The organism is Hymenobacter mellowenesis, assembly GCF_030581005.1.
GTDB classification, from domain to species: Bacteria; Bacteroidota; Bacteroidia; order Cytophagales; family Hymenobacteraceae; genus Hymenobacter; species Hymenobacter mellowenesis.
Genome location: NZ_JAUQSX010000001.1, coordinates 903,543 through 923,947 on the forward strand (window position 1 = coordinate 903,543; position 20,405 = coordinate 923,947).

The window sequence follows — 20,405 nt, forward strand, 5'->3', positions numbered from 1 at the left end:
CAAAAGGATTTACTCTCGCGGTAGAGATGCTTCGACTACGCTCAGCATGACGTTCTTTTTGGCTTTTTATAAAACCTACCAGCTGCCGCTGGCACCGCCGCCGCCGCTACTGCCGCCGCCGAAGCCGCCGAAGCCCCCACCGCCGCCGCCGCCTCCCCAGCCACCGCCACCTCCGCCGCCAAAGCCGCCACCGAAGATGATGGGCGGGATGAAGCCGCCGCCGAAGCCCCGGTTGCCGCGGCCACCGCCGCCGCCCCGGTTACGCAACATAACGAAGATGATAACCATAACGATAATGATGCCCCAGAAGGGGAAGCCGGAGCCACTACGGTCGCGGGTGCGCTGCGGGCGGGCGTCCTCCGGGTCGGCTTTGTATTCGCCTTTGGCGAGGGCGATGAGCTGGTCGGTGGCCCGGTCGAGGCCGGCGTAGTATTGGTTTTGCTTAAAGGCGGGCACCAGCGTGTTGCTGATGATGCGCTTGGCAATGGCGTCGGGTACGGCGCCTTCCAAGCCGTAGCCGGTTTGAATGCGGGCCACGTGCTCCTGCTTCGCCACCAGAATGAGGATGCCGTTGTTTTTGCCTTTGCGGCCGATGCCCCAGCCTTCGTAAAGCTTCTGGGCATAGTCGGCTACCTCGTCGCCATCGAGCGTGGGCACTGTCACGACGGCAATTTGGGAAGACGTGCTGTCGTCGTAGGCCACCAGCTTGCGCTCCAGCTGGTCGGCCTCGCCGGGCTGCATGAGGCCGGCGAGGTCGTTCACGAGGCGCGGCGGGTTGGGGCGCGGGGGCAGCGACTGGGCCGCTGCCGTGAGGCTGGCCCAGCCTAGCAGCAGCACCAGCAGCCAACGACACGGCGCAGGCCGCAACGCGCGCGCCCGGCCCGCCACCTCAGCAATAGGCGTCAACAAACGGGCGTCAGCCACGGAATTTTTCATGCGTCGGAAGACGGCTTCTGGCCGCCGAAGGAAATAGAATCGTCCAACTCGTTTTGGTCGGTGCTGGCGTTGTAGGGGAAGTAGCGCTTCAGCTGCTCGCCCACCATCTTGATGCCGCGCTCTAGGCCCAGCACGTAGTTTTCGTGCCGAAACTGCTCCAGCACGGCTTCCTTGGTGGTTTCCCAGAAGTCGTCGGGCACGGCCGCGTTGATGGCCGAATCGCCGACCACGGCAAACTGGCGGCTTTGCCAGGCCAGGTAAAACAGCACGCCGTTGCGGGCGGCCGTCTTGTGCATGTTTAGCTCGCCGAACACCTGCGCGGCGCGGTCCAGCGGCTCGGGCGTGGGGCAGGTGTCTTCGAGGTGCACCCGGATTTCACCGGACGTCGTGACCTCGGCCTGCTTAATGGCGGCCACCAGCGCCGCGTCCTGGGCGGGAGTGAGAGGGGAAGTCATGGGTGGGAATTAGTAGTGAAAGAACATTGAACGTCATGCTGAGCGCAGTCGAAGCATCTCTACCGCAATAGCAACTAATTACTTGCGCGGTAGAGATGCTTCGGCTGCGCTCAGCATGACGTGCTATCAATCAAACCTAAAACTGCACCGTGGGCGCCTTGCTCGCGGCCGGGTCGGCTTCGAAGTAGGGCTTGGGCGGGAAGCCGAACATGCCGGCAAACAGGTTGTTGGGGAAGGAGCGGGTGAAAGTGTTGTAGTCGTTGGTGACGGCGTTGAACTTGTTGCGCTCCACGTTGATGCGGTTTTCGGTGCCCTCAATCTGGGCCTGCAGCTCCTGGAAATTGGCGTTGGCTTTCAGGTCGGGGTAATTCTCCGACACGGCCAGCAAGCGGCCCAGCCCGGCCGAAACCTGGCTCTGGGCCTCCTGGAATTTCTTGATGTTTTCGGGCGTCAGGTCGTTGGCGTTCAGCTGCACGCTGGTGGCCTTGGCGCGGGCCTCGATGACCGAAGTGAGGGTGCCCTGCTCGAATTTGGCGGCGCCTTTCACGGTGTTCACCAAGTTACCGATGAGGTCGTTGCGGCGCTGGTAGGCGCTTTGCACGTTGCCGGCCTGGGCCTTCACAGCCTGGTCGCGCTGCACCATGCCATTATAGCCGCACGACGACTGGGTGAGCAACAGGGCCAGGCCCGCGAAGTACAGAAGAAAGCGTTTCATGTTGGGGAGTTAGGAAGTTGGTGAATTGGTGAGTTGGGGCAAGTATTTGGGCGGCGCCAAAACCTGGCGCCGCCGGCCCGGTTTGGTTCCGGGCTTGGCGCAAAGTACGCAGCTTGGCCCTAGTAGTTGTAGCTTGCTGCTTAGCTGGGCATTTCCGGCTGCCTTCGCTCCTCCTTAATCGGTTTCTTCCTCGGTTCATTACAATGAAAGCCGTAATTCCCGTCGCCGGCATTGGCTCGCGCCTGCGCCCCCACACCCACACCCAGCCCAAAAGCCTGGTACCGGTGGCCGGCAACACCATTCTGGGCCACATCATCGACCGCCTGCGCACGGCCGGGCTCACCGAGTTTGTGTTCATTGTGGGCTATCTGGGCGATAAAATCGTGCGCTACGTGCGCCGCAACTACCCCGACCTCAACGCCAAGTTCGTGGTGCAGGAGCCCCGCGAAGGCCTCGGCCACGCCCTGTGGCTAGCCCGCGACGAGTTCCGCAACGACCCTGACGGCGTACTGATTCTGCTCGGCGACACCATCGTGGACGTGGACCTACCCGCCCTGCTGGCCACGCCCGGTTCGGTGCTGGCCGTGAAGGAGGTGAAGGACCCCACTCGCTTCGGCATCGTCGACATCGGGCGAGACGGCCGGGTGAGCAAGGTGGTCGAAAAGCCCAAAATCCCGAAGTCGAACTTCGCCATGGTGGGCCTCTACAAGCTGGCCTACCCCGACAAGCTGGCCGAGGCCTTGGAGTGGCTGCGCGAGGCCGATGTGCGCACCCACGGCGAATTCCAGCTCACCGACGCGCTGATGCACCTCATCGAAGACGGCGAGGTGATGACCACCTGCCCCGTGGACAACTGGTTTGACTGCGGCCGCAAGGAAACCCTGCTTGAAGCCAACGCCCGCCTGCTGAACACGGCCGAGTTTCTGGACCACCGCGACTACTCGGAGTTTCCCGATTCGGTGATTATTCCGCCGGTCAGCATCGGGCGCGGCTGCCAAATTTCGCAGTCCATCATCGGCCCCAACGTGGCCATCGGCGACAAAACCATCATCAGCCACACCATCCTGACCGACTCCATCATAGGTTCATATTCAGAGCTGCGCTCGGCCGTGATGCACGACTGCATCGTGGGTTCCGACGCCTCCTTCCGGGGCATGAACCACTCGCTGAACATCGGCGATAACACGGAAATTGACTACAGCTAAGAAGAAGATGGACGCTGGGCCGGCATTTCGTACTTTTCGGTCCTCAACCACTTTTCTGCGCATGATTTTCCGCCGCCTACTGCTTGCTTTTGCTGTTGCCCTGCCGTTGTTGGCAACGGCCCAAACGCCCTTGGGACAGCCCTCGCTCGACGAGAGCAAGGTGCAAATCTGGTGCGCTACGGTACGCTTTGTGTACGACGACGCCGGCCGGCCCAACCTCAAAAGCACCGTGCGCTGCGAGGGCGCCAACCTGCAGGGCCTGGCCGCCAGCATTCGGCCCGACAGCCTGCGCGTGTACAGCCTGCTCTACCAGCCCATTGAGGGCCGCGGGGCCATTTACCAGGGTAAAAAAGACAACCCCGCCCGGCTGGCCGCCTTGGCCAAGGCCATTGTGAGCAAGCTGAAAGGCTCGCCGGCCCGCCGCAAAGACCCTGCCCGCATGGCGCGGGTCGAAGCCCTCGAAACTGCCCTCACCAACTACGTGGAAAGCGGCACGCCCATGGGCGAAGTGGCCGCCGCCATGGCCCCCGAACAGCCCGACACCACGGCCGTACCCGGCGCCCCCGGTCCTGCCGAAGCCGCCGAAGCCCAGGCCGCCGCCGAGCGCGATGCCGCCAGCGCCAGCAGCGCGGCCCTGCCCGCCACGGGTCCGGGCAGCCTGCTCTACCGGTTTGCCGCGCCGCTGGCCCTCATTTTGAGCATTTTGAGCTTGGTGCTCTACATCATGCTGCGCGTCACGCTGGGGCAATGGCGACGCCAGCAGCGCCGCGAGACCCTCACTGCCAAGCAGGCCGCCACCACCGCCCAGGCTGCCGCCGCCGAAACCAGCGCCGCCGTGGCCGACTCCATTGCCCGCGTAAAACGGGCCGAGGCGTTGGTGCTGGCCGCCACTTCCGATGCCCCAAATGCGGCCCCCACGCCGGCCCTCGACCAGCTCAGCCCAGCCCAGCGCCTGGAAGTAGAGCGCCTAGTGAGCCAGCGCGTAGACGAGGAGTTGCGCTGGCTGCGCGCCAACCTGCCCGAGCTGGTAGCCGCCGCTGTGGCCCCGGCTGCGGCCCCAGAAACAGAAGCAGCAGGTGGTGCTGCGCAGAGCGGAGCAGTGGCCGACAATGCGCAGGTGGAGTAACTTTAGGTAGCTCGGCGTGCTCAACAGCAAGTCTTTGAATGTCATATCGGGTTTGCCGAGACATGACGTTCTTCCTTTTACCATTTTCACCTCCGCTATGAAAGCTGCCTTTCGCCTATTTGTGCTGTTGGCAGCTTTAGCGCTGCCCGCCTGCCGGGCCAGCTCGCCACCCGCGCGCAACACCCTGCCGCGCCGCCAGCCTCTCACCGAAGCCACCACCCCCGAAAACGCCGAGCCCAGCCGCAAAGCCGGCCTCGAACTCCCCGATACTTCCCGCCGTGAACCTCCCCAACAGCCGTAAATCCGACGTTACCGACACTTATTTCGGCACTTCCATCCCCGACCCCTACCGCTGGCTCGAAGACCTCGATTCCGAAGAAACCGCTGCCTGGGTCGCGGCCCAGAACGAGGCCACATTTGGCTACTTGGGCCAGATTCCGTTTCGGGATAAAATCCGGGAGCGCCTCACCAAGCTTTGGAATTACGAGCGCTACGGCGTGCCCGAGCAGGTGGGCGACGAGCTGGTATTTGCTAAAAACGACGGGTTGCAGAACCAGGCCGTAGTGTACCGCCAGCGCGACGACGAGGTGCCCCGCGTGCTACTCGACCCCAACAAATTCTCCGAAGACGGCACCACGGCCCTGGCCGGCATGGAGTTCAGCAACGACCACCGCTACCTGGCCTACGCCACCAGCAGCGGCGGCTCCGACTGGAATAAGGTGCGCATCATGGACCTCAATACCCAGCAGCTGCTACCCGACACGCTGGATTGGGTGAAGGTTTCGGGCACGTCGTGGACGGCCAACGGTTTCTATTACAGCCGCTACGATGCACCACGGCCCGGCGAAAACGACCTCTCCGGCAAAAATGAGTTTCACAAAGTCTATTTCCACCAGCTGAACACGCCGCAGGCCGAGGACCAGCTGGTGTACGAAAACCTCGATATGGCGCTGGGCTTTCGCATGGCTGGCGCTACGGAGGATGAGCGGTTTCTGTGCCTCTACCTCACCGACGGCATTTCGGACGGCAACCGCCTGCTGGTGCGCGACCTCACCGATGCGGCCCAGGCCGACGCCTGGACGACGTTATTTGAGTCCTTTAAATTCAACAACACCGTCATCGGCAACGTGGGCGGCGAGGTGCTGGTTTACACCAACTACCTGGCGCCCAACTACCGCGTGGTCGGCATCGACCCCAGCCAGCCCCAGGAAAGCAACTGGCGCGAAGTGCTGCCCGAAACCGCCAACAAGCTCGAAAGCGTGACGCAGGCTGGCGGCTGCCTCATTGCCGGCTACCTACAGGACGCCCGCTCGCTGGTGCAGGTATATTCCGAGACGGGCGAGTTCCGGCACGAGGTGGCGCTACCGGCTATTGGCACGGCCAGCGGCTTCGGCGGACGGCGCGAAGCCACGGCGGTGTACTACGCCTTCACGTCCTTTACCTACCCGACCACGATTTATCGCTACGACCTGGCCACCAACGTTAGCACGGTTTTCCGGGCGCCGACGGTGGACGTGCAACCGGCCGACTATCTCACCACGCAGGTATTCTACCCGAGCAAAGACGGCACGCTGATTCCGATGTTCATCGTGCACAAGCAGGGCGTGGCCCTGAACGGCCAGAACCCCACCTACCTCTACGCCTACGGCGGCTTTAACGTGAGCCTGACGCCCGGCTTCTCGGTGGCGCGGCTGCTGTGGCTGGAAAACGGCGGCGTCCTGGCCGTGGCCAACCTACGCGGCGGCGGCGAATACGGCGAGGCCTGGCACCAAGCCGGCATGACGCCGCACAAGCAGAACGTTTTCGACGACTTCATCGCCGCCGCCGAATACCTGAAGACGAACCGTTACACCGATACCCAGCACCTCGCCATCGCAGGCGGTTCCAACGGTGGCCTGCTGGTGGGCGCCGTGGCCAACCAGCGGCCCGACCTGTGCCGTGTGGCCCTGCCCGCCGTGGGCGTGATGGACATGCTGCGCTACCAGAAATTCACCATTGGCTGGAACTGGGCGCCCGAGTACGGCACTTCCGACGACGAAGCGCAGTTTCACAACCTGCTGGCCTTTTCGCCATTGCATAACATACGGCCCGGCACTGCCTACCCCGCCACGCTCATCACCACCGCCGACCACGACGACCGGGTGGTGCCCGCGCACTCCTTCAAGTATGCCGCTGCCCTGCAGGCAGCCAACGCCGGCCCCTATCCCACCCTCATCCGCATCGATGTGAACGCCGGCCACGGCGCGGGCAAAAGCACGGCCCTGCTCATTGATGAATGGGCCGACGTGTGGAGCTTCTGCTACGCCAACATGGGCGTGACGCCGGAGGGACGGTAGTAGTTTGCTCACTTCTTTTTCAATTGGCTTCCTTTTTCCCGGCGATGAATGCTTTTCTGCAAGCCGTTAATTTTCGTTTCGTGCACCGGCGGGCTACCACCCTGCTCGGTTTCATTGTGATTTTCAGCTTACTGCTGCCTGCCACCGGGAATGCGCAGTATCACTTGATGACCCCAGATGCGGTGCTGCCTTACGTCAAAAACACCATTCTCAAGGCCCATGCTAGCGCCATTGCCGGTGCCTCGGCCAAGCAGATTGCCGCCGCTGGTCAGCACATGATGCAGCCCGAGCCGCTGCCCGCGGCGGAATCGATTGTGTATGGGCCAGCGCTTTCTGCAACCAAATCCGCCTATGACCAAGCCCATTTTGCCGAAGCGGCAGCTGGGTTAAGCCTTGCCGTCGCCAGCGAGCCCCAAAACCGCTTCCTGCTTTTTCACTACGCCCGGGCGCTTTATCAAACGGAGTCAACCAAGCCGCAGGCGTTTGATGCGTACCAGAAGTTGGTCAACGACTTAGACCGTGAAAACGGTGAAAATGACTCCATGGCCACCATCGACTATTGGTTTCTGGAGGCCTATTGGAAACTCAGCACCCTGCAAATGGACCAGGAGCAATGGAAACCGGCGGCGTACAACATGGCGCGCTTTCTAATCGGGGCGTCATCGCTGAGCGAGCTTACCCAAAACCCCCTGCTCTACGAACAGGCCTTGGGCTACCTGACCGAATGCTATTTCCGCCTGAATGAGCCCGAAATCTGCCGCTACTACGGCAGCCGCACCCTGCAATTCTTTCCCAAGAATCAATATGTGCGCCCTTATCTGGCACATCTGCCCCCAATCACGAAGCCCAAAAAGAAAAGCCGATAGGTAGCGGCCGGCCACCATTAAATAGGGGCGCCGGCAAAAGGCTTTGCCGGCAATGCAATCGAAGAGTGTGCCCGGAGCTTACTGCCCGGCTCCGCCCCGGTCCCCGACGGGCCTGAGGTTGGTTTCGAACAGCTTGAGAATGCGTTTGTACTCGTCGGTCCACGAGGAAGGCTCCACGAAGCCGTGGTCTTCGACGGGGTACACGGCTAGCTCCCAGTTCTCCTTTTTCAGCTCGATGAGGCGTTGCGACAGGCGCACGATGTCCTGGAAATGCACGTTGGTGTCCACCATGCCGTGGCACATGAGCAGCGCGCCTTTCAGGCCGTTGGCGTAGTTGATGGGCGACGAGCGGGCGTAGGCCAGGGAGTCGTTGTAGGGCTCGTTGAGGATGTTATCGGTGTAGCCGTGGTTGTAGTGTGCCCAGTCCGTGACGGAGCGCAACGCCGCACCGGCCCGGAACACCTCGGGCTGCGTGAACATGGCCATGAGCGTGATAAATCCACCGTAGGAGCCGCCGTAGATGCCGATGCGCTGCGGACTGACGCCGTACTTCTCGGCCAGCAGCTTGGCGCCGTCCACGTGGTCCGAGAGGTCCTTGCCGCCCATGTAGCGGTAGATGCCCGTGCGCACGTCGCGCCCGTAGCCGGCCGAGCCGCGGTAGTCGATATCGAGCACGGTGTAGCCCTTTTCCACCAGCAGGTTGTTGAACATGTACTCGCGCGAGTACTGGCTCCACCACTTGTGGGCGTTCTGCAAATAGCCGGCGCCGTGCACGAATATCACGGCCGGGCCCTGGGCCACGGGGTTGGCCGGGCGGTAGAGGCGGGCGTACACGTCGGCCCCGTCGCGGGCTTTGATGGTGATGATTTCGGGGTCGCGCCACGGGTAGCCCTCAAATTCCGGCGTGGTGCTGTGGGTGAGCTGCCGCATCGGGGCCCCGGGCTTGTTGGCCATCACAAACAGTTCCCAGGGCTTGTTGGTGTAGCTGTAGCGCACGGCCAGCGTGCGGCCGTCGGGCGATACGGCCACCTCGTGCGCGCCGGGCCGGGTGGTGATTTGCTGGAGCGCGCCGCCGTTTAGGGGCAGCTGGTAGAAATGCCGTTCGCCGGGGTGGGTGGCGTTGGCGGTGAGGTACCAGGTTTTGCGGTCGCGGCTCAGCTGGGCGCTCTGAATTTCAAACTTGCCGCTGGTGAGGGCTTTTTTCTGGCCGGTGGTCACGTCCACGGTGTAGAGGTGGCTGTAGCCGGTTTCCTCGCTTTGGAACCACACGCGGCGGTTGTCGGGCAGCCAGCCCACGCTGCCGGCCGCGTAGCCAATGCCCGGGCCGTTCACCCAGGCATCGTCGTGCTGGCGGTCGAGCAGCTTGATTTTTTGGGTGGCCGGGTCCAGGCCTACTATCCACCGGTCCTTGTTGTCGGTGGTGCGCATCACCAGAAACGCCTGCTGCCCATCGGCCGACCAGTACGGGCCAAACGGCTGCACGCGGCGCAGCTCGGGGGTGGGCTTTTTGGCTTTGCTGGCGGCGGCCTTGGCCGAGTCGGCGGGCAAGGGGGCTTTGGCGGGCAGCTGGTATTCTTTGCGGTAGGCCGGCAGCTCGTCCAGGCCTTTCAATTCCTTGTAGCCCAGCACGAAGGTGGTGTCGCGGGCCACGTCGTAGATGCCCAGCTCCTCGGCCGTTTGGGGCGCGCCCACTTTGGTGCGGCTCGAAATATCTTCCGTGAAGCCCGAGGCCGTGACGTAGCTGGGAACCAGCGCCACCTTGGCTGCCGTGGGCTCCTGCCGCAGGGTGTAGGTCACGTAGCGGCCGTCGGGGCTGAGCTGCAGGTTGGCCACGGTTTGCAGGCCCAAGTAAATGGCTTTGGGCTGCAGCCGGGCCAGGGCTTTTTGCTGGCGCTCCTGGGCCTGCCTGTCCTGGTCGCGCAGGCGCACCACCTCAAACAGCGTCAGCTGCTGGGCGCGCAGGTAGCGCTCGGCCTTGTCGGTGGGCGTGGGGCTGGCGGGCTTGCTGCCCTTGCGGAAGTCGGTGCGCTGCACGGTTTCGCCCGTGGCGGGGTTCCAGGTATAAAGATTTTGAGCGCGCACGTAGCTCACGAGCTTGCCTTGCCGCGCAAAATCGGGCGTGCTTTCGCGCTCGGTGGTGTTCGTCACGCGCCGGATTTTCTGCGTTTTGAGGTCGAGCAGGTAAATGTCGCCTTCGCGCTCGTACACCTTGCGGGTGTAGGCGTCGTCGTAGGCGCCGGTGCTGGCGGGCAGTTCCCGCTGCTCGCGCTGGCTCACTTTGCGCGGCACGGCCGGGCCCGTGGGCGCCACCTGGTAGAGCGAGTCGCGCCGGTCCTTGGTGGGGTTCCAGCTGAAATAGATGCGGCGGCCATCCTCGGCCCAGTAGATGTTGGCCGGCGCGGTGCCCACCCACTGCGCCGGCTCGCGCATGATTTTATCGACGGTGAGCGGGGCCAGGCTCCCGGCCGCGGTGGCAGGCGCCTGGGCCAGTGCAGATTGGGCGGCCACCGCCAACAGTCCTAAAAGGTAAAGATTACGCATCGCCAAAGCTACTTCGCCCGGCCCACGAGGCCACCACCCCGCCGCCAAAACAATTCGCCCCGTTCGCGCGTCTCGTTTGCTGTCTTTATACTTGATACCCGCTCCATGCAAATAGGAATCAGTTCATTTGGCGAAGTAGCGCCCGCCCACCTCGCCGGCCACGACCACGCCGCCGCCCAACGCATGCAGGAACTGCTGGTCATGGGCCAGCTGGCCGATGAAACCGGCCTCGACGTGCTGGCCCTCGGTGAGCACCACCGGCCCGACTTCATCATCTCCGCCCCCGAAGTCATACTGGCGGCCGTGGCGGCCGTCACCAAGCGCATCCGCCTCAGCAGCGCCGTCACCGTGCTCAGCTCCGTCGACCCGGTGCGGACCTTCCAGAACTTCGCCACCGTCGACCTCATTTCCAACGGCCGGGCCGAGATGATTGCCGGGCGCGGCTCATTCATCGAATCGTTTCCGCTCTTCGGGCAGGACTTGAAGGACTACGATGCGCTGTTCATCGAGAAGCTGCAGTTATTCCTCAAAATCAACGACAACGAAGTAGTGACCTGGCAGGGCAAGCACCGCGCCGCCATTGATGCCAAAGGCGTGTACCCGCGCCCGGCCCAGGCCAAAATCCCGGTTTGGATTGGGGTGGGCGGCACGCCGGCCTCGGTCATTCGGGCCGGGCAGTTGGGGCTGCCGCTCACCATTGCCATCCTGGGCGGGGCGCCGGCGCAGTACGTGCCGTTTGCCGAGCTCTACCGCGAATCGGCCCAGAAAGCCGGCCACGACGTAGCCGCGCTGCAGCTGGCCATCAACTGCCACCTGCACCTGGCCGATACCGCCGAGCAGGCCCGCGACGAGTTTTTCCCGCCCTACTCCACTCTCATGAACCGCATCGGCCGCGAGCGGGGCTGGTCGCCCATGGACCGCCGCCACTTCGATTACCTCTGCGGCCCGCAGGGCCCGCTGCTGGTGGGCTCGCCGCAGGACATCATCGACAAGCTCCTCTACCAGCACCGCCTGTTCAACAACACCCGCTTCCTGGCCCAGCTCGTCATCGAAGGCATTGCGCACCAGAGCGTGCTGCGCTCCATCGAGCTGCTGGGCACGCAGGTGGCGCCGGCCGTGCGGGCGGCGCTGGGACAGCACACGAGCGCAACCACTACCTTGCCAGCGTAGACAGAACTTACTGCTGTTTACGCCCCTGACTTTATGGCGAATATCTTGTGGTCAGCGCTGAACATGCTGGTGCTACTGGGCATCATTTACATTCTGTTTCGGGCCGCAGGGCTGGTGCGGCGGCACATGGGCTGGGGCGCGGCCGTACTCTTCGGGCTGGCATTACTCCTGATGTGCAGCCGACGCCCCACCAGCCCAGCCGGACCATCCAAAAACCTGATTTCCAGAGCACCAAAGTCTGGCCCGGTTTCCAACGCCAGCGCCGGCCACACCATCGACCTCGGCGGCAGCAACAAGCTCTACTTGCGGGCCGAGTACGATTCTGCCGGCGGCACACTTACCCCGAATGGCCTCTACGCCGGCGTTTCGGGCTTTATGCTCGGGCACGACTGGGAGCCGGCTTTGGGCCTGCTGCAGCAGCAGGGAACGCGGCTGCACTACTGGACGGTGCTGAACCATCATTGGCTGCTGCTCGGCACCTCAGTTTTCAGCAACGGCCGAGAATTTGAAGGGCTGATGAAACCCGACCAGCCGCTGCGCTGAAGACGCAAAAAAAAGAGTCCGTCTGGCGTACCAGACGGACTCTTTGTTAAAGTATCGTGGAAAGCCTAGCCTCCTAGTAGCGGTACAGGTCCGATTTGAACGGGCCTTCTACCGGCACTTTGATGTAGTCGGCTTGCTTCGGGCTCAGCTCGTCCAGCTCTACGCCGATTTTGGCGAGGTGCAGGCGGGCCACTTTCTCGTCGAGGTGCTTGGGCAGTGTGTACACTTGGTTCTCGTACTGGTCGGCGCGCTCCCACAGCTCCAGCTGGGCCAGGGTCTGGTTGGTGAACGAGTTCGACATCACGAACGAGGGGTGACCGGTGGCGCAGCCCAGGTTCACGAGGCGGCCTTCGGCGAGGATAATAACCTCTTTGCCTTCGATGGTGTAGAGGTCCACCTGGGGCTTCACCGTGTCTTTGGTGTGGCCGTAGTTGGTGTTCAGCCAAGCCATGTCGATTTCATCATCGAAATGGCCGATGTTGCAAACAATGGCCTTATCCTTCAGCGCGCGGAAATGCTCCTCGCGGATGATGTCGCAGTTGCCGGTGGTAGTGATGACGATGTCGGCGCGCGGAATGGCGTTTTCCATCTTCTTCACTTCGTAGCCGTCCATGGCCGCCTGCAGGGCGCAGATGGGGTCAATTTCGGTCACGATAACGCGAGCGCCGGCGCCGCTCAGCGAAGCAGCGGTGCCTTTTCCTACGTCGCCGTAGCCGGCCACCACGGCCACTTTGCCGGCCATCATCACGTCGGTAGCCCGACGGATGGCGTCCACGGCCGACTCTTTACAGCCGTACTTGTTGTCAAATTTCGACTTCGTCACCGAGTCGTTCACATTGATGGCGGGGAAGGGCAGCGAGCCCTGCTTCACGCGCTCGTACAGACGCAGCACGCCGGTCGTCGTTTCTTCCGAAACGCCTTTAATGCCAGCGGCCAGCTCGGGATAGCGGTCCAGCACCATGTTGGTGAGGTCGCCGCCGTCGTCCAGAATCATGTTCAGCGGCTGACGGTCTTCACCGAAGAACAGCGTCTGCTCGATGCACCAGTCGAATTCTTCCTCGTTCAAACCCTTCCACGCGTAGACGGCGGTACCGGCGGCAGCAATGGCGGCGGCAGCATGGTCTTGGGTCGAGAAGATGTTGCACGACGACCACGTCACCTCCGCACCCAGCGCCTGTAGGGTTTCGATGAGCACGGCCGTTTGGATGGTCATGTGCAGGCAGCCGGCAATGCGGGCGCCCTTGAAGGGCTGGCTGTTGCCAAACTCCTCACGCAGCGACATCAGGCCGGGCATTTCGGCTTCGGCGAGGCGGATTTCCTTGCGGCCCCATTCGGCCAGGCCCATGTCCTTTACTTTGTACGGAACGTACGTTTTCGTCGTGGTTTCCACCATGATAGGATTGAATTGTTGATTCGTCTTTCAACCACAAAGATACGGCATTTGTTCGGGGCCAAAGAACGAAAAAGCCTGCACCGGTCAGGTGCAGGCTTTTGATTTGGAAAAACGGAAGCTAGCCGTAAAACCTTAGTTATTGGTGATAATAACGCCCTGAATCTGCTGAGCCGCAGGAACACCATTGCCCGATACGCCGCGGACGACAACCGTGTAAATCTTGCCCGCATCAAACGTCTTTGTTCCCGTGCCGGCGCCCGAACCGTCGCCCACAGCAACTAGCTGCGTGCGCGTGGTCGTGCCAGAGGTGACAATCAGATTGAGCGGGCCGGCGTTAACTGCCACAAAGCCGGAAGCCGTGCCAAATGCTACGTCAGGCGTCAGGTCGGTTGGGCTACCTGTGGGCGTGGGCGATGGAATCGACAAACGAACCGGCGTGGGTGCCCCCACACCCAGATGGACAATGCGGACCTTGGCAGTGCCGGAGGCCGGAGCCGTCAGGTCGTCAACTACCGGCAGCAGGTCGACGCTGCCGATGGTAGCAGCTGGTGAATAAGCAAACACCGAATAGCTCTGGTCTTTCAGAAGTGTTATTGTTTTGTTCGACAGCTGAGCCGTGCCATTATTAGCCTTAACGACGATGCTCCCGGTATTGACCGCGGTATAGGCAGAATTCTGGCCGTAGTTGACCTGCCCAATTTGTTGGTCGTTGGCTAAGGCGGTTATCGGCGTAGAGTTGGCCGCGGCAGCGGCGTGTACCACCATTATTTTGCCTTGGTCGGGCGCCGGGGTGGGCGCCGGCGTGTCGGATTTGCCGCAGGCAGCCAGTAGCAACGTAGCGGGAACCAAGGCCCGCAAAGCACGAGGGATGAAGGATGTTTGCATAATAAAAGCAGCTAAAAAGGGTGAAGCAGGCCGCTTGAAAAACCACGGCTCGGCCCGGCCTGAACGTGTGCGCTAACTGGTTTGTTGAGTTAGCGGCGCAAAAAAGTAGAGCCCACGGGTATTTTCTCCTTCCGCGCGCATTCTATCTTTGTTATATGCACAAACTTAATGGGTTGACTGCCGCACCGCGGCGGCTTCGCGGCGCAGCGGCTATGGCCTTGGTTTTTACGGCGCTTACCGCCGCGCAGGCGCAACAGGCGCCCGCCACCATCCGCCTCCACCCCGACGACGCCGAGCGCGGCCTAGGCGGCCCGCAGCACAATTTCGAGTTCCTGCCCCCCGGCGTGGGCGGCGACCAGTACCAGTCGGCCGGCTTCTTCGGCCAGAAGCTGCGCCCCTACCTGGCCGGCCATCCCGAAGCCCTGGCCTACCTCGACCAGTACCGCCGCCAGAAGACCACGTTTCTGATTGACCGGATAGTGGCCGTGGGCTCGTTTGGCCTGTGGGGCCAGCAAATCCTGGCCGGCGACGAGCGGCAGTACTTCAACAACACCCAGAAAGTGGCCTTGGGCGTATTTGCCACCAGCCTGCTGGCCACGGTGTTCATCAACCGCAACACCAACACCTATTTCAAACGCGCCGTGGACTCATACAACGGAAGCCCGGCGCACGGCAGCGTGTGGCCGCGCCTGCGCCCCACCAACGTGGGCCTGGGCCTGGCGCCCGCGGGCCAGCCGGTACTCAGCCTAGGCTGGGCGGTGCGCTAAGCAGTAGTAAGTATTGAGTAGCAAGTAGCAAGAATTGAGACAAGGGGCTGCTCATCATAGCAGAAACCTCCCGCCTCCTGCTACTTGCTATTTGGCTCCTGCTACTTGGCTCTTGTTTTCCCGTATAGGCTTCTTCAATGGACTACCCCCTGCCCGAAGCGGCCCGGCGTTACGTGGCCGCGCACCTACATGACGACCCCGCTCACCTGGCCCTGCAAGCCCGCCGCCACCCCGGCCTGCCCGTGCCCGAACTGGTGCGCCAGATTCAGGCCCGCCAGAAGGCCCGCGTGAAACTGCCCGAATGGGCTGACAACCCCGACCTGATTTTCCCGCCCGCCCTTTCCGTCGAGCAGGCGTCGTCGGCGCGCACGGCGGCCTTCAAAGCCAGCCTGGTGGAGGGCCAGCGCCTGGCCGACCTCACCGGCGGCTTCGGAGCCGATTCGGCGGCATTTGCGGCCCGCGTGGCGCACGTCGACTACGTGGAGCGCAACCCCGCGCTGGCCGAAGTGGTGCGCTACAATTTCGGCCAGCTCGGCCTGACCAACGTGGACGTGCACGCCGCCGAGGCGCTGGCATTTCTGAAGGAGACTTCGCAGCATTACGACTGGCTTTACCTCGACCCGGCCCGGCGCGACACGGCCGCCCGCAAGATTTTCCTGCTGCGCGACTGCGAGCCCGATGTGGTGAAGCTGCTCCCCCTACTGCTGCACAAGGCCGATAAGGTGCTGCTCAAAACCTCGCCCATGCTCGATATTGAGCACGCGGTGCAGGGCCTGGGCCACGTGCGCCGCCTCTGGGTGGTGGCCGTGGACAACGAGGTGAAGGAAGTGCTCTACGAGCTGGGCCAGGAGCCGGCCGTCGACCCCGAGCGCTACGCCCTGAACCTGCGCCGCGACGGCAGCCAGCAGGAATTCCGCCTGAATCGCGCCCGCGAGGCCCGCGCCATCCCCCGCTACGCGGAAGCCCAGCAATACCTCTACGAGCCCAACGCGGCTGTGCTAAAGGCGGGCGCTTTCCGCAGCATCGGCACGGCGTTCGAGCTGCTGAAGCTGCACCAGCACAGCCACCTCTACACTTCCGACGTGCTACGGCCGGACTTCCCGGGCCGCATTTTCCGGGTGCTGGCCGCCGAAAAAGCCGACGGCCCCATCCTTAAAGCCTACCTCGGCCCGGAAGCCCGCGCCCACGTCACCACCCGCAATTTCCCCGATTCGGTGGCCGATTTCCGGCGTCGCACCGGCATCCGGGAAGGCGGCGAGGTGTACCTCTTCGCCACCACCGACCTGCGCGGCCGGCCCGTGGTGCTGGTGTGCACCAAGGTGGTGCCCGGCACGGTGCCGGCTTAGCGGCCACTTCAACGTTCTACGGTTTGGCTTGCTGGTCGGGGCGATGCCCGAGGCGGAAGCCCACCAGCGCCCGGTATGTTAATTGCACGCCCGAGTAGCTGTAGCCGTTGTAGGAGGTAGTAGTAGCCAGTGGGTCGGAGGGGTCGTGGTCGGCTTCTTTCACGGTCAGTGGGTCGGTGTAGCTGGCGCCTTCGTTCAGGGCCGCGTCGAGGCTGAATGTGAAACGCCCGCAACGCAGGCCGGCCTCCACATACGGCCCGATACCGAAAGCCGGTCCACCAATAAAATTCGACTGCGTGGGCACCAGCACAAAGGTGCGCGTGAGCCGGCTGCTGCCAGTGCCGTACTGCTCCTGCGAGTGCGAGCTAGTGGTGATGTTCAGCAGCAAGCCACCGCCCACAAACACTTCCCGCTGCGGGCGCTGGAGCAACGCGTTGCGCACGCCCAGGCGGGCATCGATGCGGGTGCCGTACCACGTGTAGGAGCCCGCGCCGCCAGCCAGGGCGAAGGTGCCCTTCCGGCCGTATTCGCTGAACACGGCTTCGGAATGCGCCATCCAGCGCCGGCCGGGCATCAGCACGTCGAGGTAGAGGCCGCCCAGCAGGTGCGCCCGCCCGTCGAGGTTCAGGTTGTTGAGCAGCGGCGCTTCTTCGCCCCCGCCCGTGCTGCCAAACTGCAGGTGGTTGTAGCCCACGCCGGCCAGCACCCCGCCGTTGAACGCAAAGGCGCGGTGGCTGTGCGTGCGTGCGGTGTAGCTCACGCCGAGCCGCCGGGCCGGGCTGCATTGCTCGTTGAAGGCCTGCACCACGCCGGTCAGGCCCGCCACGGTGAAGGGCGCTGCGGTCACGGCACTCGTGGCCGCCGGGCAGTCGCCGAAATACAGCAGCAGTTGGCCTTTGTAGTTGTTGGCGTTCACAATGCCCTGCCGTCCGTCCACGGTGCTCAGGTACTTGCGGTCCACCAGTTCCTCAAAGGGCTTGCCGGGCCGCTGCACGTAGTAGTGCGTCACGTCGTCGACCACGGCCCGCAGCAGCGGGGCCGGCCCATCCACCAGCACTTCAGCCAGCAGCGTGTCGGGGCGCGGGTTTATCACCAGGCGCTGAGGCAGGTCGGTGCCCTGGGTGCGGGCCATGCGGTCCAGCGGCACCACTTCGGTACGGAAATACCGCCCACCGTCCAGCCCAAACGCCCGCACACCGGCCCGGCCCAGCGCCTGCGTGGGCGCGGTGGCCGAGGGCCGGAAATCGATGCGGGTTGGCGGCTGCTGCCAGAAGCGGTTTTCGATTTCGCCGCGCAGCGTGTCGCCGGCCGTCGTCACCACAAATCCGCGTTCGAATACCTGCCCGTGGGCCGCACCGGCGCCGCTCAGACCGAGCGCGAGAAAGAAAAGCCTGGTTAATGTTTTGCGCACAGCCGCTAATTGAATGGAACGGCAAAATACGCGGCGGCGGCGGTTGCACCGGCCAAGTGGCTTGCTGGGCGGGCCGTTTTTTTTCGGAGCCGCACAGCCGCGCCCGCCGGCCGGACGTACAAGCAGCCGTTCCGCCAGCCGGCGGAAGTCTTTCAAACCGGTTGATTCAGCATGCGTTTTACAGATAAAATATGCCTCGTTACGGGGGGCACTTCGGGCATCGGCCAGGCGGCCTGCCTGCGCCTCGGGGCCGAGGGCGGCCAGGTCGTTGCCCTAGGCCGCGACAAAGCCGACGGCGCCGAAACCGTGCGCCTCATCACCAAAGCCGGCGGCAAAGCCGTGTTCATGGCCTGCGATTTGGCCAAGCCTAAGGCCATTGAAGCCACCGTAAAGAAAGTGCTGGCCAAGTTCCAGCGCGTCGACGTGCTGGTGTGCGATGCGGCCATGATGACCTTCGAACCCCTCACCAAACTAACCCTCGACCAGTGGGACCTGCTCATGCAGGTGAACCTGCGCTCATTGGCCCAGCTCACCCAGCTTTGCCTGCCGCACATGCCCAAGGGCAGCGCCATTGTGGCCATCAGCTCGGTGCACGCCCACCAAACCACCGCCAACGTGGTGCCCTACGCCACCAGCAAGGGCGGCCTCGAAGCCTTTGTGCGGGGCATGAGCCTGGAGCTGGATTTTCGCCACACCCGCATCAACGCCGTGGCGCCCGGCGCCGTGGACACGCCCATGCTCTGGAGCAACCCCAACGTGAAGAGCGGCAGGGAGAAAATCGACAAAGCCACCGTGGGGCAGCCCGAAGAGCTGGCCGCCGCCATTGCCTTCATGGCATCGGGCGAAGCCAGTTTCATCCACGGCACCACCCTGGCCGTGGACGGCGGCCGGCTGGCACAGCTGTAGGCAGCCCCGCCGGCGCCGGCCCGTGCGCTTCACCGCGGCCAATGCCCCGATTTTTCGTACTTTTGCGGTGCGCCCGCCCGCCGCCTACTGGCTGGGCGGGCGTCTTTCTTTTTCTCTTTTGCTCTTTTCGCGCACTCAATGCCCTATCTGTTTACTTCCGAATCGGTTTCGGAAGGCCATCCCGATAAAGTTGCCGACCAGATATCCGACGCCATCCTCGATGAGTATTTGCGTCAGGACCCTACCTCCAAAGTAGCCTGTGAAACGCTCGTAACCACCGATTTTGTCCTCGTGGCGGGCGAAATCAAGTCCAAGGCCCACGTCGATGCCGAGCCCATTGTGCGCGCCACCATCCGCCGCATCGGCTACGACAAGCCCGAATACCTCTTCAACGCCGACACCTGCGAGGTGATGAATCGCCTGCACGAGCAGTCGCCCGACATCAACCAGGGCGTGGAGCGCGCCAAGGACGAAGACCAGGGCGCCGGCGACCAAGGCATGATGTTCGGCTACGCCAGCCACGAAACGGCCAACTACATGCCGCTGGCCCTCGACCTTTCGCACCGCCTGTTGCAGGAACTGGCCGCCATCCGGCGCGAAAAAAGCGACATGCCCTACCTGCGCCCCGACGCCAAAAGCCAGGTCACCATCCGCTACTCCGACGACCACAAGCCCGAGTCCATCGACACCATCGTCATCAGCACCCAGCACGACGAGTTCGATGCCTCGGAAAGCGTGATGCTCGATAAAATCAAGGCCGACGTGCTCAGCATTCTCATCCCGCGCGTGAAAGCCGGCCTGAGCGCCGACGTGCAGGCCCTGTTCACCGACCAGATTACCTACCACATCAACCCCACGGGCAAGTTCGTCATCGGCGGCCCGCACGGCGATTCCGGCCTTACCGGCCGCAAAATCATTGTGGATACCTACGGCGGCAAAGGCGCCCACGGCGGCGGCGCCTTCTCGGGCAAAGACTCCTCGAAAGTGGACCGCTCGGCCGCTTATGCCGCCCGTCACATCGCCAAAAACCTGGTAGCAGCCGGCGTAGCCGACCAAGTGCTGGTGCAGGTGGCCTACGCCATCGGCGTGGCCCAGCCCGTGGGCGTGTTCGTGACCACCTACGGCACCATCCACGCGAAAACTGCCGCCGGCCAGCCCCTCACCGACGGCGAAGTAGCCCAGAAAGTACAAAAGCTGTTCGACCTGCGCCCCTACGCCATCGTGAAGCGCTTCGGCCTGCAAAACCCTATCTTCGGCCAAAGCGCCGCCTACGGCCACATGGGCCGCCAGCCCGGCACCGTGAACGTGGTGATGCCCAGCGGCGAAACCAAAACCTTCGAAACCTTTACCTGGGAAAAGCTCGACTACGTGCCCCAGATTAAGGCCGAGTTCAGCCTCTAATCAATTAGCGGTTAACTCTCGTTCTTACCACAAAAGAAAAGCCCGCCTGATTACTCAGGCGGGGCTTTTTGTATGAACTAAGAGAGCTCAGAATTAATGGCTCAGGGTTTTCTCTTTATGACGGGTAATCTGACGGCGCAGGCTTTCGGCGGCGGCGTCGGCGGCGGCTTCAAACGAAGCGGCGTCTTCGGTGCTGAAAAGGGTGCTGCCGGGCACCAGCAGCTTAATTTCTACCGTTTTGTTCTCAATGCCGTCTTTGTTGTTGAGGCGCATAATTACTTCGCCGCCGGTCACTTTATCGTAAAAAGTTTCCAGTTTATTGAGGCGTTGCTGCACAAAATCAAGCAATTTTTTGTCGGCGTCGAAGTGCACCGAATGCATCTGAACTTTCATAAAGCAGTTG

The 20,405-nt window shown here is 62.9% G+C and carries 19 protein-coding genes; 11 read left to right on the forward strand and 8 right to left on the reverse strand.

Going from position 1 to position 20,405, the window contains the following annotated elements; translation table 11 throughout:
• Positions 1-75 precede the first annotated feature (75 nt).
• The 3 genes from Q5H92_RS03715 to Q5H92_RS03725 form a co-directional block, all read right to left on the reverse strand.
• The gene (locus Q5H92_RS03715; protein WP_305010138.1) at positions 76-936 is read right to left on the reverse strand and encodes a TPM domain-containing protein; all 861 of its coding nucleotides are present in this window, start codon (positions 934-936) and stop codon (positions 76-78) included.
• Positions 933-1,391 carry a TPM domain-containing protein gene (locus Q5H92_RS03720; RefSeq protein ID WP_305010139.1) on the reverse strand — a complete coding sequence of 153 codons (459 nt, stop codon included), beginning with the start codon at positions 1,389-1,391 and terminating at the stop codon, positions 933-935. Before Q5H92_RS03720 ends, Q5H92_RS03715 begins: the two co-directional genes overlap by 4 nt.
• A 136-nt stretch (positions 1,392-1,527) precedes the next feature.
• Entirely contained in the window at positions 1,528-2,106 is a 579-nt protein-coding gene (locus Q5H92_RS03725) for a LemA family protein (protein WP_305010140.1), read from the reverse strand.
• A gap of 203 nt (positions 2,107-2,309) precedes the next feature.
• Between Q5H92_RS03725 and Q5H92_RS03730 the strand changes: the two genes are divergently transcribed.
• From Q5H92_RS03730 to Q5H92_RS03750, 5 genes are all read left to right on the forward strand, one after another.
• Positions 2,310-3,311: a sugar phosphate nucleotidyltransferase gene (locus Q5H92_RS03730; protein WP_305010141.1), complete on the forward strand. Its 1,002-nt coding sequence runs from the start codon at positions 2,310-2,312 to the stop codon at positions 3,309-3,311.
• A 61-nt stretch (positions 3,312-3,372) separates the two neighbouring features.
• Positions 3,373-4,437, forward strand: coding sequence for a hypothetical protein (locus tag Q5H92_RS03735; RefSeq protein WP_305010142.1), 1,065 nt, complete (start codon positions 3,373-3,375; stop codon positions 4,435-4,437).
• Positions 4,438-4,534: 97 nt separating this feature from the next.
• Complete coding sequence (locus Q5H92_RS03740) at positions 4,535-4,738, forward strand: hypothetical protein (protein WP_305010143.1); 204 nt, start codon at positions 4,535-4,537, stop codon at positions 4,736-4,738.
• The gene (locus tag Q5H92_RS03745; RefSeq protein WP_305010144.1) at positions 4,716-6,773 is read left to right on the forward strand and encodes a prolyl oligopeptidase family serine peptidase; all 2,058 of its coding nucleotides are present in this window, start codon (positions 4,716-4,718) and stop codon (positions 6,771-6,773) included. Before Q5H92_RS03740 ends, Q5H92_RS03745 begins: the two co-directional genes overlap by 23 nt.
• 23 nt (positions 6,774-6,796) lie before the next feature.
• On the forward strand, positions 6,797-7,639 hold the full coding sequence (locus tag Q5H92_RS03750; protein ID WP_305010145.1) for a hypothetical protein: 843 nt from the start codon (positions 6,797-6,799) through the stop codon (positions 7,637-7,639).
• A 78-nt stretch (positions 7,640-7,717) separates the two neighbouring features.
• Here Q5H92_RS03750 and Q5H92_RS03755 read toward each other — a convergent pair whose 3' ends face one another.
• On the reverse strand, positions 7,718-10,180 hold the full coding sequence (locus tag Q5H92_RS03755) for a S9 family peptidase (RefSeq protein ID WP_305010146.1): 2,463 nt from the start codon (positions 10,178-10,180) through the stop codon (positions 7,718-7,720).
• A gap of 105 nt (positions 10,181-10,285) precedes the next feature.
• Here Q5H92_RS03755 and Q5H92_RS03760 point away from each other — a divergent pair, with 105 nt between their 5' ends.
• On the forward strand, positions 10,286-11,350 hold the full coding sequence (locus Q5H92_RS03760; protein WP_305010147.1) for an LLM class flavin-dependent oxidoreductase: 1,065 nt from the start codon (positions 10,286-10,288) through the stop codon (positions 11,348-11,350).
• Between the two features lie 33 nt (positions 11,351-11,383).
• Positions 11,384-11,893 carry a hypothetical protein gene (locus Q5H92_RS03765; protein WP_305010148.1) on the forward strand — a complete coding sequence of 170 codons (510 nt, stop codon included), beginning with the start codon at positions 11,384-11,386 and terminating at the stop codon, positions 11,891-11,893.
• A gap of 73 nt (positions 11,894-11,966) precedes the next feature.
• Here Q5H92_RS03765 and ahcY read toward each other — a convergent pair whose 3' ends face one another.
• Entirely contained in the window at positions 11,967-13,286 is a 1,320-nt protein-coding gene (gene ahcY, locus Q5H92_RS03770; RefSeq protein ID WP_305010149.1) for an adenosylhomocysteinase, read from the reverse strand.
• A 132-nt stretch (positions 13,287-13,418) separates the two neighbouring features.
• Positions 13,419-14,171 (reverse strand): DUF4397 domain-containing protein, encoded by a 753-nt coding sequence (locus Q5H92_RS03775; RefSeq protein ID WP_305010150.1) that lies wholly within the window; start codon positions 14,169-14,171, stop codon positions 13,419-13,421.
• Positions 14,172-14,383: 212 nt separating this feature from the next.
• Between Q5H92_RS03775 and Q5H92_RS03780 the strand changes: the two genes are divergently transcribed.
• Together Q5H92_RS03780 and Q5H92_RS03785 are read left to right on the forward strand one after the other, a co-directional pair.
• A complete protein-coding gene (locus Q5H92_RS03780; RefSeq protein ID WP_305010151.1) occupies positions 14,384-14,938 on the forward strand; it encodes a hypothetical protein in 555 nt (184 codons plus the stop codon).
• A gap of 137 nt (positions 14,939-15,075) precedes the next feature.
• Complete coding sequence (locus tag Q5H92_RS03785) at positions 15,076-16,284, forward strand: class I SAM-dependent methyltransferase (RefSeq protein WP_305010152.1); 1,209 nt, start codon at positions 15,076-15,078, stop codon at positions 16,282-16,284.
• A 16-nt stretch (positions 16,285-16,300) separates the two neighbouring features.
• On the opposite strand, the gene Q5H92_RS03790 is transcribed toward Q5H92_RS03785, so the two are convergent.
• On the reverse strand, positions 16,301-17,695 hold the full coding sequence (locus Q5H92_RS03790) for a hypothetical protein (protein WP_305010153.1): 1,395 nt from the start codon (positions 17,693-17,695) through the stop codon (positions 16,301-16,303).
• A 171-nt stretch (positions 17,696-17,866) separates the two neighbouring features.
• On the opposite strand from Q5H92_RS03790, the gene Q5H92_RS03795 reads away from it, so the two are divergent.
• Together Q5H92_RS03795 and metK are read left to right on the forward strand one after the other, a co-directional pair.
• The gene (locus tag Q5H92_RS03795) at positions 17,867-18,601 is read left to right on the forward strand and encodes an SDR family NAD(P)-dependent oxidoreductase (protein ID WP_305010154.1); all 735 of its coding nucleotides are present in this window, start codon (positions 17,867-17,869) and stop codon (positions 18,599-18,601) included.
• 138 nt (positions 18,602-18,739) lie between these two features.
• Positions 18,740-20,002 (forward strand): methionine adenosyltransferase, encoded by a 1,263-nt coding sequence (gene metK, locus Q5H92_RS03800; RefSeq protein ID WP_305010155.1) that lies wholly within the window; start codon positions 18,740-18,742, stop codon positions 20,000-20,002.
• A gap of 93 nt (positions 20,003-20,095) precedes the next feature.
• On the opposite strand, the gene hpf is transcribed toward metK, so the two are convergent.
• Complete coding sequence (hpf, locus tag Q5H92_RS03805; RefSeq protein ID WP_305010156.1) at positions 20,096-20,395, reverse strand: ribosome hibernation-promoting factor, HPF/YfiA family; 300 nt, start codon at positions 20,393-20,395, stop codon at positions 20,096-20,098.
• Between the last annotated feature and the right edge of the window lie 10 nt (positions 20,396-20,405).